This window comes from Sphingomonas sp. A2-49, assembly GCF_025548555.1.
Taxonomy (GTDB): Bacteria; Pseudomonadota; Alphaproteobacteria; order Sphingomonadales; family Sphingomonadaceae; genus Sphingomonas.
Genome location: NZ_JAJLPA010000007.1, coordinates 59645 through 77902 on the forward strand (window position 1 = coordinate 59645; position 18258 = coordinate 77902).

Annotated in this window: 13 protein-coding genes; 10 read left to right on the top strand and 3 right to left on the bottom strand. The window is 70.2% G+C overall.

Features of this window, described 5'->3' with window-relative positions:
* Window positions 1-4 precede the first annotated feature (4 nt).
* The 3 genes from LPN01_RS08545 to LPN01_RS08555 form a co-directional block, all read right to left on the bottom strand.
* The gene (locus tag LPN01_RS08545) at window positions 5-1306 is read right to left on the bottom strand and encodes an Hsp70 family protein (RefSeq protein WP_262827955.1); all 1302 of its coding nucleotides are present in this window, start codon (window positions 1304-1306) and stop codon (window positions 5-7) included.
* 91 nt (window positions 1307-1397) lie between these two features.
* Entirely contained in the window at window positions 1398-2267 is an 870-nt protein-coding gene (gene yghU, locus LPN01_RS08550; protein ID WP_262827956.1) for a glutathione-dependent disulfide-bond oxidoreductase, read from the bottom strand.
* Window positions 2268-2296: 29 nt separating this feature from the next.
* Complete coding sequence (locus tag LPN01_RS08555; RefSeq protein WP_410482817.1) at window positions 2297-3547, bottom strand: multidrug effflux MFS transporter; 1251 nt, start codon at window positions 3545-3547, stop codon at window positions 2297-2299.
* Window positions 3548-3650: 103 nt separating this feature from the next.
* On the opposite strand from LPN01_RS08555, the gene LPN01_RS08560 reads away from it, so the two are divergent.
* The 10 genes from LPN01_RS08560 (at window position 3651) to kdpA (ending at window position 18246) form a co-directional block, all read left to right on the top strand.
* Window positions 3651-5033, top strand: coding sequence for an RNB domain-containing ribonuclease (locus LPN01_RS08560; RefSeq protein WP_262827957.1), 1383 nt, complete (start codon window positions 3651-3653; stop codon window positions 5031-5033).
* 389 nt (window positions 5034-5422) lie between these two features.
* The gene (locus LPN01_RS08565; RefSeq protein ID WP_262827958.1) at window positions 5423-5746 is read left to right on the top strand and encodes a hypothetical protein; all 324 of its coding nucleotides are present in this window, start codon (window positions 5423-5425) and stop codon (window positions 5744-5746) included.
* Window positions 5743-7338: a methyl-accepting chemotaxis protein gene (locus tag LPN01_RS08570; protein ID WP_262827959.1), complete on the top strand. Its 1596-nt coding sequence runs from the start codon at window positions 5743-5745 to the stop codon at window positions 7336-7338. Before LPN01_RS08565 ends, LPN01_RS08570 begins: the two co-directional genes overlap by 4 nt.
* Before the next feature lie 164 nt (window positions 7339-7502).
* Window positions 7503-8042 (top strand): FxDxF family PEP-CTERM protein, encoded by a 540-nt coding sequence (locus LPN01_RS08575; protein WP_262827960.1) that lies wholly within the window; start codon window positions 7503-7505, stop codon window positions 8040-8042.
* 98 nt (window positions 8043-8140) lie between these two features.
* A complete protein-coding gene (locus tag LPN01_RS08580) occupies window positions 8141-12160 on the top strand; it encodes a Calx-beta domain-containing protein (protein WP_262827961.1) in 4020 nt (1339 codons plus the stop codon).
* Window positions 12161-12219: 59 nt separating this feature from the next.
* A complete protein-coding gene (locus LPN01_RS08585; protein WP_410482818.1) occupies window positions 12220-13953 on the top strand; it encodes a type I secretion system permease/ATPase in 1734 nt (577 codons plus the stop codon).
* Entirely contained in the window at window positions 13950-15311 is a 1362-nt protein-coding gene (locus LPN01_RS08590) for an HlyD family type I secretion periplasmic adaptor subunit (RefSeq protein WP_262827962.1), read from the top strand. The genes LPN01_RS08585 and LPN01_RS08590 overlap by 4 nt, the downstream gene beginning before the upstream one ends.
* Window positions 15312-15470: 159 nt before the next feature.
* A complete protein-coding gene (locus LPN01_RS08595) occupies window positions 15471-16325 on the top strand; it encodes a TorF family putative porin (RefSeq protein ID WP_262827963.1) in 855 nt (284 codons plus the stop codon).
* A gap of 114 nt (window positions 16326-16439) precedes the next feature.
* On the top strand, window positions 16440-16529 hold the full coding sequence (kdpF, locus tag LPN01_RS08600) for a K(+)-transporting ATPase subunit F (protein ID WP_037531783.1): 90 nt from the start codon (window positions 16440-16442) through the stop codon (window positions 16527-16529).
* A gap of 13 nt (window positions 16530-16542) precedes the next feature.
* Entirely contained in the window at window positions 16543-18246 is a 1704-nt protein-coding gene (gene kdpA, locus LPN01_RS08605; protein WP_262827964.1) for a potassium-transporting ATPase subunit KdpA, read from the top strand.
* Window positions 18247-18258 lie beyond the last annotated feature (12 nt).

The window sequence follows — 18258 nt, forward strand, 5'->3', positions numbered from 1 at the left end:
CGCGTCAGGCCGCCCACACCGCCGGGTCGGCCTCTCCCCCGATCAGCGCCAGCCCGTGCGCGATCGACGTCAGCTCGCCCCCCGTCGCGACCCGCTCGCTGCCGAAGCGGCGGTCGAACATCGCCCGGATCGCCGGGATCAGCGACGATCCGCCGGTCAGGAAGACGCGGTCGATTCCCCCTGCATCGATGCGCGCCGCGGCGAGCGCGCCGTCCATCGCCGCCTCGATCCGGGTGAGGTCGGCCGCGATCCAGTCCTCGAACTGGCTGCGGCGGACTTCGGCGACGATATCGACGCCGCCGCCCTCGAACCGGAATTCGGCGCGATCCTGCGTCGACAGGGCGCGCTTCAGGCGCCCGACCGCATCGTAGAGGGGAAAGCCCTGTTCGTGCTCGATGAGCGCGATCATCCGCGCGATCGCATCGGGGTCGAGCGCGTGGCGCTGCAACCGCGCGAGGTCGTCGAGCGTCCGCCGGTTGCGCATCAGCGCGAGGCGCGACCAGTCGGCGAATTCGGCGAACCAGCCGCCGGGGATGTCGAGCGTCTTGCCCATCGAGCGATACTGCCCGCCCTTGCCGATCATCGGCAGCACCAGCCGGTCGACGATATGGCGGTCGAACCGGTCGCCGGCGATGCCGACGCCGGTGGACGCGAGCGGCACGCAACGCCGGCCCGCGCCCGGTGCGCCCACGCGCACGATCGAGAAGTCGGTCGTGCCGCCGCCGAAATCGGCCACCAGCACGGTCGCCGGCTCGGTAAGGCGGGCGGCGTAGCTGAACGCGGCGCCCAGCGGTTCGTAGACGTAATGCACTTCGACACCGAAGTCGCGGAACATCAGGTCGTAGCGCTGGCGGGCGAGGGTGGCGTCCGGCCGTGCGCCCGCATATTCGACCGGCCGGCCGACGATCACGCGCGCGGGCCGATCGTCCAGCCGGCCGCCGGCATGGCGGACCAGCCGTTGCAGGAACAGCCGCCCGAAATCCTCGAAGCGGAACGGCTTGCCGAAGATCAGCGCGCGCTCGAACGAGGGCGATGCGGCGATCGTCTTGAACGACTGCACGAACCGGCTGTCGATCGGCGACTGGAGATATTCGGCGATCGCCCAGGGGCCGGCCTCGCACGCGATCCCGTCGAGCGCGCGCTCCTCTTCCCAGAAGCTCAACGCCGAACGGAAGACCGCGCCCGTCGCCTCCGCCCCCGCGATATCGATGAGGTCCGCACCACCGGCACCGTCGGTGCGGGCGACGACGGTATTGGTCGTGCCGAAATCGAGCCCCAGCGCGCCCGGTGCGGAGATGGCGTTCACGCGATGCGTTTCCTTCGGGATCGTGCCCGGCGGGCGGGGCGCGCCTATGCCAGCCGTCGGCCGCACGGGCAACCGGCGGTCCGCAGGGGCGCTATTGCGCCTGGAGCTTGTCCTGCGTGCGATCGGCGAAGTCCGCGGCATCGTGGCGTTCGTGCAATTGCTCCGACGGTTCGCCGGTCACCCGGTTGACCATCCGGCCGCGCTGCACCGCGGGGCGGGCGGCGAGCTGTTCGGCCCAGCGCACGACGTTCGCATACTCCTGCACCTGAAGGAACGCGCCCGCGCCGTACAGCTCGCCGCGCACGAGCAGCCCGTACCATGGCCAGATCGCCATGTCGGCGATCGTATAGTCGGCGCCGGCGACATATTCGCTGATCCCCAGTCGGCGGTCGAGGACGTCGAGCTGCCGCTTGGTTTCCATGGCGTAGCGATTGATGGGATATTCGAACTTTTCGGGCGCATAAGCATAGAAATGGCCGAAGCCGCCGCCGAGGAAGGGGGCGCTTCCCATCTGCCAGAACAGCCACGACAGGCATTCGGCGCGCGCCGGCGTCGCGGTCGGCAGGAAGGCGCCGAACGTCTCGGCGAGGTGGACGAGGATCGCGCCCGATTCGAAGACGCGGACCGGCTCGTCGCCCCGGTGGTCGACCAGTGCCGGGATCTTGGAATTGGGGTTCGCCGCGACGAAGCCGCTGCCGAACTGGTCGCCGTCGCCGATGCGGATCAGCCAGGCATCGTATTCGGCGTCCGCATGCCCGATCGCGAGCAGTTCTTCGAGCATGATCGTGACCTTAACGCCGTTGGGCGTGCCCATCGAATAGAGCTGCAGCGGATGCCGGCCGACCGGCAGCGGCGTATCGTGCGTCGGACCCGACACGGGACGGTTGATCGCCGCGAAGCGGCCGCCGCTTTCCTTGTCCCAGGTCCAGACCGCGGGGGGCGTATAGGCATCGCTGCTCATCGGGGCGCTTTCGTCGGGGGGTGGGGCGGTCAACGCGGGGACGCGGCGATCGGTGCCGGTGCGGCGTGGCGCGCCTGGAACAGCCTGCGGCCTTCGGTCAGGTAGACGACGCCGAGGACCGCGACGCCGATCGCCAGATAGCCGATCGCGAGCGGATAGGTCGAGCCGTCATAGGCCTGGCCGATGAGCGACCCGACGATCACCGCGCCGACGCTGGTGATGAAGCCCTGGATGGACGACGCGGTTCCGGCGATATGGCCCACCGGCTCCATCGCCATCGCGCCGAAGTTGGATCCGCAGAGGCCGATGCAGGTCATGCTCAGCGCCTGGAACAGCATGTAGGTCGTCAGCGTCTCCTGCCCGGACGCGATCACCGCGAGGTGCAGCAGCGACAGTGCGATCAGGCCGAGCACCGCGGTTTGCGAGATCAGCCGCGTGCCCAGCCGCTCGACGAGGCGGCTGTTGGCGAACGAGGCGCAGCCCATCGAAAAGGCGCAGAGCGCGAAGAGGATGGTGAACCGCTCGCCGGCATGGAATTCGTCGACGAAGATCTGCTGTGCCGACGACACGAAGGCGATGATCCCGCCGAACGTCATCGATGCGGCGATGGCATAGCCCGCCGAGAAGCGGTTGGTCAGCGTCAGGCGATAGGCGCTGCCGAGGGACGCGAGCGACAGCGGCGAGCGGCGCTCGGCCGGCAGCGATTCGCGCAGCCGCAGCGCCGACCAGGCGAGGACGAACGCGGCGAACGCGGCCAGGGCATAGAAGATGAACCGCCACGGTCCGAACGCCAGCAGCACCTGCCCCAGGCTGGGCGCCATGATCGGGACGAGGAAGAAGATCATCTGCGCCACCGACAGCGTGCGCGCCATCTGGCGCCCGGAATAGCGGTCGCGGACGATCGCGACCGCGAGCACGCGCGTCGATGCGGACATCAGCCCCTGAAGCCCGCGCGCGCCGAGCAGGGCGGGAAAGGTCTGCGACCCGGCGGCGAAGATGCTGGCGGCGACGAAGCCGACCAGCGTGACGAGCAGGATCGGGCGACGGCCATAGCGGTCGGCGAGCGGTCCGTAGACCAGCTGTCCCACGCCGAAGCCGAGCATGTAGACGGTGATGATCCACTGCCGGTGGTTGGCGGTCGCGATGGCGAGCTGGTCGCCGATGTCCGCGAGCGCGGGCAGCATCAGGTCGACGCCGAGCGCGTTGACCGCCATCAGCGCGGCGACGAAGGCGACGAACTCGCCCGCCGGCATGGGTTTGGCGCTGGTCTGCTGGGTCATCGCGCCCATCTAGGTGCGCGGGTCGCCGCTGACCATGGCGGTTCGCGCCGATACGCGAATTCCGCTGTTTCCCGGCCCGGGGCGGCGCTTTAGACCGATCGCCATGAAAGCCCTCGTCGATCCCGACAATACGCTGGCCGCCGGCCTCGCCGCAATCCGCACCGAATTCCAGGTCCCCGCGCGATTTCCCGACGACGTCCTCGCCGCCGCCGACCGCGCGGCGGCGCGGCCTCCCGCCGACCACGTCGACCGGCTCGACCTGCCCTTCGTCACGCTCGATCCGGCGACCTCGACCGACCTCGACCAGGCGTTCTGCATCGAGACGCGCGGCGAGGACCTGTTGCTGCGCTATGCCATCGCCGACGTCGGCTGGTTCGTCGAGCCCGGCGACGCCGTCGATGCCGAGGCGTGGCGGCGCGGCGAGACGCTGTACCTGCCCGACGGGAAGGCGGGGCTGTATCCGCCCGTGCTGGGCGAACGGGCCGCCAGCCTGCTGCCCGACGGTCCGCGCCCCGCGGTGATCTTCGCCGTGCTGGTCGCGCCCGACGGCGCGGTGCGGCTCGACGGCGCCGAACGCGCGATCGTCCGCAGCCGCGCGAAGCTGGCGTATGACAGCGTCCGCGCGTCCGACCTGCCGCCGCAGATGGCGGCGCTGTCCGAACGGATCGCTGCGGCGGAGCGACGCCGTGGCGCCGCGCGCCTCGATCCGCCCGAACAGCAGATCGAACCGGTGCCGGGCGGGGGCTATGCCCTGTCCTTTCGGCCGCGGCTCGACTCGGAGGATCCCAACGCCGCGCTGTCGCTCGCCACCAACCTCGCCGTCGCGGATGCGCTGCTGGCGCATCGGACCGGCCTGTTCCGGGTCATGCCCGATCCCGATGCGGCGACGGTGGTGCGGTTGCGCGCGACTGCCGCGGCGATCGGCGTCGCATGGCCCGACGAAATGCCGCTGCGCGCCTTCGAACAGGCGCTCGACCCCGCGACGCCGACCCATGCGGCGATGATGCTGGCGATCCGCCGCGCCGGGTCGGGCGCCAGCTACGAGCCCTATCGACCGGGCGTGACGCCCTGGCACGCGGCGATGGGTGCGACCTATGCGCATGCCACGGCGCCGCTGCGGCGGCTCGCCGACCGGCACGTCGTGCTCGCCGCGCTCGCCATCGCCAACGGGTGTGCCGTGCCCGACGCCGTGGCCGCGGCGTTCGACGCGCTGCCGCCGGTGATGGCGCGCGCGGGCGCGCGGCAGGGCCAGATCGATCGCGCCGTCCTCGACCTTGCAGAGGCGGTAATGCTGCGCGGCGACGTGGGCGCGACGTTCGCGGCGACGGTGGTCGAGGCGGACGGCCGCCACGCCCGCATCCAGCTGTCCGACCGGCCCGTGCTCACCCGCATCGCCGCACAGGGACTGGCGCCCGGCGCCCGCATCGACGTACGGCTGGTCGCGGCGGATCCCTCGCGGCGCCGGATCGATTTCGAGATCGCGTGAGCGACACGCCGTCGCGGCTGCCCCGCCCGGCGGCAGTATAGTGACGGTCGATTGCCGGAGAGCGACCGTTAAGCACGTATTATGAACGACTTGCTCAACCCGTATTAAGTATTGCGACGCTAGGGCGGGGGCGACGGGTTGATCTCCCGCATCGAGCAACAGCGGTGCGGTTCACGTGGTCTGTGGTGGGTCGCTGACGATCCCCGTCACCTTTTCGATGGAGGCCGCGGAACCGTGCGGGCCCGATCGGTGCGCTGCCGTGATCCGGACGGGATGTGCAACGCGTCGATGCCGCGATGATCGCCTGAACCCGTCGATCGCGATATGGGCAACAAACCGCACCGACAGGGCTAAGAGGCTGTTAACCGGTTAGGCATACGGCATTTTCCATGGCACAGACATGGACCGGCCCGTTCCTTTCGATGCAGGTGGCAACCTGCGCCGCGGCGTTGATCGCGCTGACGCTGTGGCCGCCCGCATCGGGAGCGATGCTGCTCGTGCCGCTGGATGGAGAGAATGTCGGCGCCGTCGCCACGCTGGCGGTCGCGAGCGGCGCGAAGCTGCTCGGCAAAGGTCCGCTGCCGGGCTCGCTGGTGGTCGTCGGCGATCGGGCAGCCATCATCGCCGTGCCGAAAGCCGCGCCGTTGCTGATCGTCGCCGCGCCACCGGCCGCGTGCGGATCGCTCGATGCTGCCGCGGCGGCGGCGATATGACCGCGCCCGCCGTGCCCGCCATGAACGCATCCGACGCCGCGTCCGGCCCGACGCTCAACCCGCTCGACCGCCTGCGCCGTCGCGGGATCCAGGCGTGGGCGCTGATCGGCTGGCTGTCGCTCGCGCTGCTCCTGATCGGCAACGCCGCGCTGCACATGGGGGCCGCCGTGCCGTTGCTGCTGGTGGGTGGCGTGACCGGCATCGGGCCGACCGTCATGGCGCTGCGCGGCCGTTACGATGCGGAGGCGCGGACGCTGATGGGAACGCTCGCCGCGAGCATCCCGGCGATGCTCGTGTTCCTGCTGAAGGGCCATCCGTGGCAGATGGACGCCCATATGTATTTCTTCGTCGGCATGGCGGCGCTCGTCATGCTCGCCGACTGGCGGCCGATCCTGCTCGCGACGGCGCTGACCGCGGTGCATCATCTGGCGCTGGAATGGCTCGCCCCCGACTGGGTGTTTTCGGGAAGCGGCAACGTCGGCCGCGTCGCGTTCCACGTCGTCGCGGTCGCGCTGCAATTCGGCGCGCTGACCGTCCTGACCATCCACCTCGAACGGCTGTTCACGTCGCAGGAGGACACGCTGCGCCAGGCGCGGGCGCTGACCGACATCGCCGAAGACGGGCAACGGCGCACGCAACAGGCGATGGAACTCGCCCGCACCGCGGAGGCCGAAGCGATGCGCGAGCGGCGGCGGCGCGAGCAGCAGGCGGCGCGGATCGCCGCGGAGCGGCGCGGCGAGCTCGTCACGCTGGCCAACGAATTCGACCGCTCGGTCAAATCGGTCGTGAAGGTGATCGGCGAGGCGACCGAGCGGCTGGAGGATACCGCGGTGCAGCTGGAACATGTCAGCGGCGGTGCGACCCGGGACGCGGTGGAGGTGGCGCTGGGCGCGACCGGCGCCGCCACCGACATCGCGCTGGTCGCCGAATCGATCCGCGTGTTGTCGGGATCGATCCGGACGATCGCGGTCACCGCCGACCAGCAGTCGGAGCTGACGCAACAGGCGCGGGCCGCATCGGAACGCAGCGTGTTGACCGTCGCCACGCTGGAGGATCACGCGATCCAGATCGAAGGCTTCCTCGACGACATCCGCGACATCGCGGCCAAGACCAACCTGCTCGCGCTCAACGCCACGATCGAGGCGGCGCGCGCGGGGGAGGCAGGCCGGGGATTCGCCGTCGTCGCCGGCGAGGTGAAGTCGCTGTCGGCGGACACGCGCCGCGCGAGCGACCTGATCCGCACGTTGCTCGGCGGCATCCGCGAGGGCGTATCGGAAACCGGCGAGCGGCTGCGCAGCGTCGATGGCGCGATCGGCCAGGTGTCGGCGGCCGCGACCGGCATCGCGATGGCGGTCGGTGCGCAGCGCTCTTCCGCCGACGAGATCGACAAGGGCACGCATTCGGCGGTCGACGCGGCGCACGACATCAAGCGCCGGATCGGCGGGGTCGCCGCGGCGATGACGGCGGCCTCGTCGCTCTCCGCGTCGGTTCGCGACAGCGCGAGCAACCTCGCGATCAGCGCACGCGACCTGCGGACATCGACCGACCTGTTCGTGTCGTTCCTGCAACTCGACGACGCCGCGGCCGCCTAGCACCACCGCGCGCGCGCCGGGTGGGCGGCGCCCGTCGTCGCTCGCCCCCCTTTTTCCTTTTCTGCCGCACGACGCCCGCGGTGTCGCCGTACCGTCATGAATCCGATGGTAACGACGATGGCGTTGCATCATGGTGTCAGGCCAGCAGAAAAGGGAGCGCAGTCATGAGGTTCGTCACACTGGGGTTGATCGTCGCGGGTTTCGTGGGGGCAGCCGCCCCGGCCGCGGCGCAGTCGATCGGCGATCGCGTGACCTGCACCGCGACCGCCTTCACCTGCGCGCCCGCGGCGGCGGTCGTCGGCAGCGGGATCGAATTCGCCTATGGGCCGACCGCGACGCCGTTCCTGAACCTCGATTTTTCGGACGGCCTGCTGAGCGTCACCGGGCGTTTCAGCTCCATCCAGCTCGGCGCGGGCCAGTCGATCAGCTTTCGCGACACGACCAATGCGTTCACCTCGGCGACGTTGCTGTCGAACACCAATTCGACCCTGACCGCGGCGGACGTCGTCTTCAACAACGGCCTGGTGACGCTGAACGTCGCCGGCCGGACGTTCAACAGCGCCGGCCAGCTGCGGATCGGGCTGACGACGCTCGCCACGGCCGTGCCGGAGCCTGCCGGCTGGGCGATGCTGATCGCCGGGTTCGGCCTGATCGGTTTCGCGATGCGCCGTCGCGGTGCCGGGCCGGCGGTCGCGCGCGCCTGACCGTGCGGCGCCCGCCCGGGCGCCGTCGCCAGATCCTATCCCGTTACCGCACCGGATGAGGCCGGTCGGCGACCGACGACGACATGGGGAATCGACCAATGGCAACCACCGTCTTCATCAACGAATTCCATTATGACAACGCCGGCACCGACAGCGGCGAATTCGTCGAGATCGCGGCGCCGGCGGGGACGGACCTGACCGGCTGGCGGATCGTCCTGTACAATGGTGCGCCGTCGGGCACGACGGGCCTCAAGGCCTATGCGACGACGACGCTGGGCGGGATCGTCGCCAACCAGCAGAACGGGTTCGGTACGATCAGCGTCGGTTATCCGGCGAACGGCATCCAGAACGGCGGCGCCGGCGCCAACGGCGAGCCCGATGGCATCGCGCTCGTCAATGCGGCGGGCACGGTCGTCCAGTTCCTGAGCTACGAGGGCAGCTTCACCGCGCTCGATGGTCCGGCGGCCGGCATGGCGAGCGTCAACGTCGGCAATGGCGTGTTCGAGGACGGGACGCGCACCGGGACCTCGATCGGGCTCGTCGGCACCGGCACCGGCCTGTCGGACTTCACCTATGCGATCATCGGAACCGCGAGCGCGGGGGCGGTCAACGCCGGCCAGTCGTTCGCCGGGGCCGCACCGGTGACGCCGGGCACGCTCGCCATCGCCGATGCTTCGACGGTGGAGGGCAATGGCGGGGTCCACGACATCGTCTTCACCGTCACCCGGGCCGACGGCAGCAGCGGCGCGGTATCCGCGACCTGGACCGTCACCCTGCCGGGCGGCGCGGGCGGCGCCGATGCCGCCGACTTCGCGCCCGGACAGGCGCTGAGCGGACTGGTGTCCTTCGCGTCGGGCGCGACCAGCGCCGAAGTGCGCCTGTCGGTACAGGGCGACACGGTGTTCGAGGGCAACGAGACGTTCACCGTCGCGCTGTCGAACCCGCAGGGCGGCGTCGCGCTGGGCGACGCCAGCGCGGTGGGCACGATCACCAACGACGATGCGGCCCCGCCGGCGCCGCCCGCCAACGTCTTCATCAACGAAATCCACTACGACAACGTCGGCACCGACGCGGGCGAGGCGATCGAGATCGCCGGTACCGCCGGGACCAACCTGTCGGGCTACACCCTGGTCTTCTACAACGGATCGAACACGCCCGCCGCGGCGCCGGTGTACGATACGCTCGCGCTCAGCGGCACGATCGACGACGAGGGCAACGGCTTCGGCGCGATCGGATTCCCGCGCGCGGGGCTGCAGAACGGGATCGCCGACGGCGTCGCGCTGATCGCGCCCGACGGCCGCGTCGTGCAATTGCTGTCGTACGAGGGGACGTTCACCGCCGCCGCCGGCACGCCCGCCGCCGGCATGACGAGCACCGATATCGGCGTCGCGGAGGAGCCCGCGGTCGGCATCGGCCAGTCGCTGCAACTGAAGGGCAGCGGCTCGAGCGCCGCCGATTTCACCTGGAGCGCGGCATCCGCCGACAGCTTCGGCACGCTGAACGCAGGCCAGTCCTTCCTGTCGGCGACCGGCACCGGCCGGCTGCGCATCGACGACGCGCGCGTGGTCGAGGGCGACGGCGGCGTGTCCAACCTGGTGTTCACCGTGCACCGCGCCGGCGGATCGGCGCTGTCGGCCAGCGTCGCCTATGCGGTGAACCTGGACGGTACCGCGACGGCCGACGACCTTGCCCCCGGGGCCGCGCTGGGCGGCGTGCTGACCTTCGCGGCGGGCGAGTTCACGAAACAGATCGTCGTGCCCGTGCAGGGCGATACGCTGAGCGAGGGCAACGAGACGCTGTCCGTGACGCTCGGCGCGACGACCGGCGACGTCGTGATCGACGACGGCCGGGCGATCGGGACGATCGTCAACGACGACCTGCTCGCACTGTCGATCGGCGCGATCCAGGGGGCGGGGCATGTGTCGACCTATGTCGGGCAGACGGTGCTGACCAACGGCGTCGTCACCGCGGTCGACACCAACGGCTTCTACCTCCAGTCCGCGACCGGCGACGGCGATGCGGCGACGTCGGACGCGATCTTCGTCTTCACCGGCACGGCGCCGGCGGTGACGGTCGGCGACGAGGCGCGGGTGCGCGGATCGGTCAGCGAATTCGCCGGCGACGCCAAGGGCCTGTCGGTGACGCAGATCGTCACCCCGACGGTGGACGTCGTCAGCCGCGGCAACCCGCTGCCCGCGGCGGTGCTGATCGGCACGGGCGGCATCCTGCCGCCGACGCAGGTGCTCGACGACGACCGGTTGACCGTGTTCGACCCGCTGCACGACGGGCTCGATTTCTGGGAATCGCTCGAGGGCATGCGGGTGACGCTCGACACGCCGCAGGCGGTGTCGAACACGACGAGCTTCGGCGAGACCGACGTCGTCGTCTCGCACGGCGTCGGCGCCACCGGCATCAACGATCGCGGCGGCATCACCATCGCGCCCAACGCCGACGGCACGGTCGATTATAACCCCGAAAAGATCCAGATCGACGACGACAGCGGCATCTTCGCCGGCTTCACGCCCAACTATACGATCGGCGACCAGCTGACGAGCGTCACCGGCATCGTCAATTACAGCTTCGATGCCTATGAGGTGCTGGTGACCGGCGCCGTGTCGGTGACGAAGGACGTCACGCTCCAGAAGGAGGTGACGACGCTGGCGGGCGATGCGAATTTCCTGTCGCTCGCGACCTACAACCTCGAAAATCTCGACACGTCGGACAACAAGTTCGACATTCTGGCGAGCAATATCGTCTACAATCTGCGCGCGCCCGACATCCTGGCGGTGCAGGAGGTGCAGGACGCCGACGGCGCCGGGACCGGCGGCAACCTGTCGGGCACGGTCACGGCACAGGGGCTGATCGACGCGATCTATGCGCAATCGGGCCTGCGCTACGGCTATGTCGAGATCGCACCGACGACGACCAACACGTCGGGCGGCGAGCCGAACGGCAACATCCGCAACGGCTATTTCTACAATCTCGACCGCGTCAGCTACGTCGAGGGCAGCGCCCAGCTGATCGAGGGCGGCGCGTATGACGGCAGCCGCAAGCCGCTCGTCGCGCAATTCCAGTTCGCCGGGCAGACGATCACTGCGATCGACGTGCATTTCACCTCGCGCGGCGGCAGCGACCCGCTGCTCGGCAACACCCAGCCGGCGGCTGCGGCGGGCGATGCGGCCCGGACCGCGCAGGCGGCGGGGGTGAAGGCCTATGTCGAGGCGCACCTCGCCGACGATCCGTCGCTGCACTTCGCGGTGCTGGGGGACTGGAACGGCTTCTATTTCGAGGATGCGCAGACCCAGCTGACCGACCCCGCCAAGGGCGGCGTGTTCACCAACCTCAACACGCTGCTGCCCAGCGAAGAGCGCTACAGCTATCTGTTCGAGGGCAATGCGCAACAGATCGACAACGTGCTGGTCACCGGCGGCCTGCTGACCAACGCACAGTATGATTCGGTGCACCTCAATTCGCAGTTCGGCGGCGATCGCCCGACCGACCACGATCCGCAGCTCGCGCTGCTGATGCTCGGCGCGGCGCCGATCGCGCTGTCGCTGATCGCCGGCAGCGTCGACGAGAACCGCGCTGCGGGCACGGAGGCGGGCTTCATGCTCGCGTTCGACACGCCCAACGACGTCCTGCGCTACAGCCTGCTCGACGACGCCGGCGGCCGGTTCAAGGTCGATCCGGTGACGGGCATCGTCACCACCACCGGTACGCTCGATTACGAGGCGGGGGCGAGCTACGCCATCGTCGCGCGCGCGACCGACAGCGGCGGCCTGACGACGCAGGAACGGTTCACGATCGCGGTCAACGACGTGGACGAAGGGCCGGGTGCGGGCGCCGTATCCTTCGACTTCGGCGATGCGTCCACCGCGCTGGTCGGGCGCATGCCGGACGATCGCGACGGTGGCCGCTGGTATGCCGACGCGCATCTGGCGGACGGGATCGTCCAGGTCGCGGCCTACGACGATGCGCTCTGGGGCGGGCGGATCCACCACGACGGCGGCAACGGCTATGCCGATGCGATGGCCGGCCACGACGGCCATGCGGCGGACGTCCGGGATGCCGCGATGATCGCGGTGCACCGGCTGGTCGATGTCGGTCACGGGATCTGATCGGTTGCGCGGGCGCCCTTGCCGACATGCCGCGCCGCACCCGGCCGCGGCGGGCTGAGGTGGCATTGCCGCCCGTATCGGACGTCATGCGCGGCGCGCTGGCGTCGTGCCGCCGCCACTTCGTCGCGGCGGCCGGGTTCAGCGCGCTCGTCAACCTGCTCTACATCGTCCCGACGATCTACATGTTGCAGGTCTACGACCGGGTGGTGCCGACGCAGGGGCTCCAGACGCTGTTGTTCCTCACGCTCGTGCTGCTGTTCGCGCTGGGGACGCTGGCACTGCTCGATCGCATCCGCGGGCGGCTGCTCGTGCGGGCGGGGGTCCAGCTCGATGCGCTGCTGGCGCCGCTGATCCTCGATGCGACGCTCGGCCGGCCCGAGCTGCCGGTCGCGCGGCAGGCGTTGCGCGAATTCGACACGATGCGCAGCACGCTCACCGGGCCGGGCATCCTCGCGCTGTTCGACGCCCCGTGGATGCCGATCTACATCCTCGCCTGTTTCCTGGTGCACCCCTGGATCGGCTGCGTCGCGCTGCTCGGCGGCACGCTGCTGCCGCTGATCGCATGGATCGCGTCGCGCGCGACCCGAGCACGGCAGGATCAGGCGCAGGCGGTGGCCTCCGCCTCCTACGCCAGCCAGGATGCGCTGCTCGGCGCGGCCGACAGCATCCGCGCGCTCGGCATGCGTCGCGCGATGGTCGCGCGCCAGATGCGCCGGCGCGCGGCGATGCTGGTCGCGCAGACCGAGGTCAGCTTCAGCGCCGGCGGCTATCTGACGGCCACCAGGTTCGTGCGGCTGGCGCTCCAGTCGCTCGCGCTCGGCCTCGGCGCGCTGCTCGCGATCGACAACCGGATATCGGGCGGCGCGATCTTCGCCTCCTCGTTCCTCATCGCGCGCGCACTCGCCCCGATCGAGCAGTTGATCGGGACGTGGCGGTCGACGATGCAGTCGCGGCAGAGCTATCGCAGCCTCGCCAATCTGCTGGCGACGACACCGGCGCAGGCCGACGTCACCCGGCTGCCGCCGCCGCGCGGGCAGATCGCGCTGGAGGGCGTCACCATCCTCGACGACACGCGCCAGACCGCGATCGTGAACGCGGTGTCGTTCGCGATCGAGGCCGGCGACATCGTCGCGATCGTCGGGCCGAGCGGCGCGGGCAAGTCCACATTGGTGCGCGCCATCGCCGGCGCGCAGCTGCCCGATCGCGGCACGGTCCGGTTCGACGGCGCCGACGCGCGCGACTGGGATCCCGAGCGGCTGGCCGGCCACATCGGCTATCTGCCACAGGACGCCGCATTGTTCGCGGGCACCGTGGCGGAAAACATCGCCCGCTTCGCGGCGGAGACGGGTGCCGACCGGGTGACGGTCGACGCCGCGGTGGTCGCCGCGGCGGAACGGGTCGGCGCCGATGCGCTGATCCGCCGGCTGCCCAACGGCTACGACCATGTCCTGCGCCTCGATGGACGCGGGCTGTCGGCGGGGCAGGCGCAGCGGATCGCGCTGGCGCGCGCCGTATACGACGATCCCGCGATCCTCATCCTCGACGAGCCCAACGCGCACCTCGACGCGGAAGGGGACGCGGCACTGACCGCGGCGCTGACCGCACTCAAGGCGCGCGGGGCGACGGTGCTGATCGTCTCGCACAAGCTCGGCATTCTGCCGGTGGTCGACAAGCTGCTGGTGCTGCGCGAGGGCCGGGTCGATCTCTATGGCCCGCGCGACGAGGTGCTGCCCAAGATCACGCCGCCGCAGGTCCGCCGCATCGTCCAGCCGGCCGTGGCGACGCGCGCATGACCGTGGCGCTGCCCCCGGCGCAGGCCGGATCGACCGCCGCAGGCGTGCCGCCGCTCGCCGATCCGACGCGCGACATCCGCGTCGGGATCGGCATCGGACTGGCGTTCTTCGTGGGGTTCATCGGCTGGGCGGCCGTCGCCCGGCTCGATGCCGCCGCCTATGCGCCCGGCACGCTGATCGTGGCTGGCCAGCGCCAGTCGGTGCAGCATCGCGACGGCGGCGTCGTCGGCCGCATCCTCGTGCGCGACGGGCAGCGGGTGACGCAGGGCCAGCTGTTGCTGCAACTCGCCGCGCCGGAGGTGCAGGCGCAGGAACGCGCGCTGGCGGCGCAGGCGATCCGGCTGCTGGCGCAGCGGGCGCGGCTCGAGGCGGAGCAGCTCGACCGGCCCGTCGTCACGCCGCCGCGCGCCTTCGCCGCCCTCTCCGCCGAGGACCGGGCGGATGCGGCGCTGGCCATGCGGTTGCAGCAGACCGAACTGGCGGCGCGCCGCGCGGTGCTGTCGGCGCAGCGCGGCGCGCTGGGGCAACGCGTCGTGCAGTCGGGCGAACAGGGGCGCGGCTATCGCGAGCAGGCGGCGTCCGCGCAGGAGCAGCTGCGCCTGATCGACGAACAGATCGCTGCGTTGAAACCCGTCGCGGACAAGGGCTTCGTGTCGCAGACGCGGATGCGCGAGCTGGAGCGCGCGCGGGCCGAACTGCGCGGGCAGGGCGGGCAATATGACGCCAGCGTCGCCCAGACCCGCGGCGCCGCGCGCGAAAGCGAGATCCAGACGCTGGAGGCGCAGCGCAGCTTCCGCGAACGGACCGCCTCCGACCTGCGCGAGGTCGAAAACAGCCTCGGCGAGGTGCTGCCGAAATGGGCCGCTGCGCGCGACCAGCTGGCCCGCACCGCGATCCGCGCGCCGGCGACCGGCGCGGTGGTCGGCCTGTCGATCTTCACGCCGGGCGGCGTGGTCTCGCCCGGCCAGAAGCTGATGGACATCGTCCCCGAAGGCGCGCCGCTGCGCATCCAGGCGCGCATCGCGCCCGACGATGCCGACGACCTCGCGATCGGGCAGCGCACGTTGGTCCGCTTTTCCGGGCTGCACGAACGCACGCTGCCCAGCCTGTCGGGCCGGCTGACGCGCCTGTCCGCGGACAGCTTTGCCGACGAGAAGACGGGCCAGAGCTATTTCACCGCCGACGTCGCCGTGCCCCGCGACCAGCTGCGCCTGATCCGCGGCGTGCGCGGGCAAGCGTTCAGCCTGCGCGCCGGCATGCCGGTCCAGGTGCTGATCCCGCTGAAGCGCCGCACCGCGCTCGACTATGCGCTCGAACCGCTGGTCGGCAGCTTCTGGTCCTCGTTCCGCGAACATTGAGGATGCGGGCCGCGCGGGAGCCCCGGAAAAAATGCGCCAACCCTATGCGCGCTATATGCCTTTTCCCGGAATCGATCTCGAATTGCTACGCCGGGTGCGCCTAATCGCCCATCCCTGAAGGCGCCGTCGCGTGACGTGCGCCGACCGAGGGGTGCAGTGATGAGTTTCCGTCAGGCGGCGATGGGCGCCGTGTTTCTGGCCAGTCCGATCGCCGCGCAGGCGCAATCGGCGACTGACCCGGCCGCCGCGCCGCCGCTGTCGGTCGGCGGCTCCGCGGCGATCGTCTCCGACTACAGGTTCCGCGGCGTGTCGCAGTCCGACCGCGATATGGCGGTACAGGGCGGGATTACCGTGACCCATGCCAGCGGCGCCTATGCCGGCGTGTGGGGATCGAACCTCGCCGGCTGGGGAACGTTCGGCGGCGCCAACATGGAACTCGACCTGATCGGCGGCTACAAGGCCAGGCTCGCGGACGATGCGACGCTCGACGTCGGCGTGACCTGGTACATGTACCCCGGTGGCGCCGACAAGACGGACTTCGCCGAACCCTATGCCCGGCTGACCGGCACGCGCGGGCCCGCGACGCTGACCGCGGCCGTTGCCTATGCGCCGCCGCAGCAGGCGATCGGCACATGGTACGACGGCGGCGCGAGCGCGGCGGCCGGCGTCTACGATCATCCCGGAGCGCGCGCCGACAACCTGTATCTGTCGGGCGACGGCGCCTTGGCGCTGGCGGGCACGCCGGTCACCGCCAAGGCACATATCGGCCATAGCCGGGGGCAGGACGGGCTGGGCCCGAACGCCACCGCGGTCACGCCGACCGGCGCCTATTGGGACTGGTCGCTCGGCGCCGACGTCGCGTGGCGGCGGCTGACCTTCACCGTCAGCTACGTCGACACCGACATCTCGACCAGCGGGTCGGCGTATCTGCGCCCCGCCTTCAGCCGGGGGCAGGACGGCACCGGCAGCATCGCCGGCGGCACCGTCGTCGCCGCGCTCACCGCCGCCTTCTGAACCTTCGATAGGACATGCCCCATGCAGGACCTGCTCTGGATCGCGATCATGATCGGACTGGTGGCGCTCACGCTCGCCTACGTCCGCCTGTGCGACAACGCCTGAGGTGATGCGATGACCCTCGACCTCTGGCTCGCGGCGCTGACCGCGCTCGGCCTTCTCGTCTACCTGGTGGCGGTTCTGATCCGCCCCGAACGCTTCTGAAGGAGGCGGAGCGATGACATTTCAGGGCTGGTTCCTGATCCTCGCCTTTACCGGCATCCTGCTCGCGCTGACGAAGCCCGTCGGCCTGTGGCTCTTCGCCCTCTACGAAGGGCGGCGCACGCCGCTCCATCGCCTGCTCGGCCCGGTCGAGCGCGGCTTCTACCGATTGTCGGGCATCAATCCCGCGGAAGAGCAGGGCTGGCGCCGCTATGCGGTGCACATGCTGTTGTTCAACGCGGTCCTGATGGCGTTCACCTATGCGGTGCTGCGCCTGCAGGGCGTGCTGCCGGGGAACCCGCAGGGTCTTTCCGGGGTCGGCGAACACCTGTCGTTCAACACCGCGATCAGCTTTACCGCCAACACCAACTGGCAGAGCTATGGCGGCGAGAGCACGATGTCGAACCTCTCCCAGATGCTCGGGCTGACGATCCACAACTTCCTGTCGGCGGCGACGGGAATCGCGCTCGCATTTGCCCTGTTTCGCGGCTTCGCGCGGCGCGAGGCGAAGACGGTCGGCAATTTCTGGGCCGACGTCACCCGGATCACGCTTTACCTGCTGCTGCCGCTCTGCGTCGCGCTGACGCTCTTCTACATCGCCAGCGGCGTGCCGCAGACGCTCGCCGGCGTCGTCGACGTGCAGACGCTGGAGGGCGCACGCCAGTCGATCCTGCTCGGCCCGGTCGCCACCCAGGAGGCGATCAAGATGCTCGGCACCAACGGCGGCGGCTTCTTCAACGCCAACAGCGCGCATCCGTTCGAGAACCCGACCGCACTGACGAATTTCGTCCAGATGCTGTCGATCTTCGTCATCGGCACCGGCCTGACGTGGTGCTTCGGCAAGGCGGTCGGCAACCCGCGGCAGGGCTGGGCGATCCTGTCGGCGATGATGCTCCTGTTTCTCGCGGGCACCGCCGTCACCTATTGGGCGGAGGCCGCGGGCAATCCGGTGTTGCATCACCTCGGCGTCGCGGGCGGCAACATGGAGGGCAAGGAGGTACGCTTCGGCATCGCCGCCTCCGCGCTGTTCTCGGTCGTCACCACCGCGGCGTCGTGCGGCGCGGTCAACGCGATGCACGACAGCTTCACCGCGCTGGGCGGGCTCGTGCCGCTGTTCAACATGCAATTGGGCGAGGTCGTCGTCGGCGGCGTGGGCGCGGGCATCTACGGCTTCCTGCTGTTCGCGATCCTCGCGGTTTTCGTCGCCGGGCTGATGGTCGGCCGCACGCCTGAATATGTCGGCAAGAAGATCGAGGCACGCGAGGTCAAGCTCGCGGTGCTCGCGATCGCGGTGTTGCCGCTCGTCATCCTGGGGCTGACCGCGCTGTCGTCGGTGCTGCCGCAGGGCCTTGCCGGGCCGCTCAACAAGGGGCCGCACGGCTTTTCGGAGATCCTCTACGCCTTCACCAGCGCGGTGGCGAACAACGGGTCGGCCTTTGCCGGGCTGACCGCCAGCACGCCCTATTACGACGGGCTGCTCGGCGTCGCGATATGGCTCGGCCGCTTCTTCGTGATCGTGCCAATGCTGGCGATCGCCGGCAGCCTCGCGGCGAAGCGGCATACGCCCGAGAGCGCGGGGTCCTTCCCGACGACGGGCGGGCTGTGGGTGGGGCTGCTGGTCGGCATCATCCTGATCCTCGGCGGCCTCACCTTCCTCCCGGGCCTCGCGCTCGGTCCCATCGCCGATCATCTCTCGATGATCCGCGGCCAATTGTTCTGATCGGAAGACCGA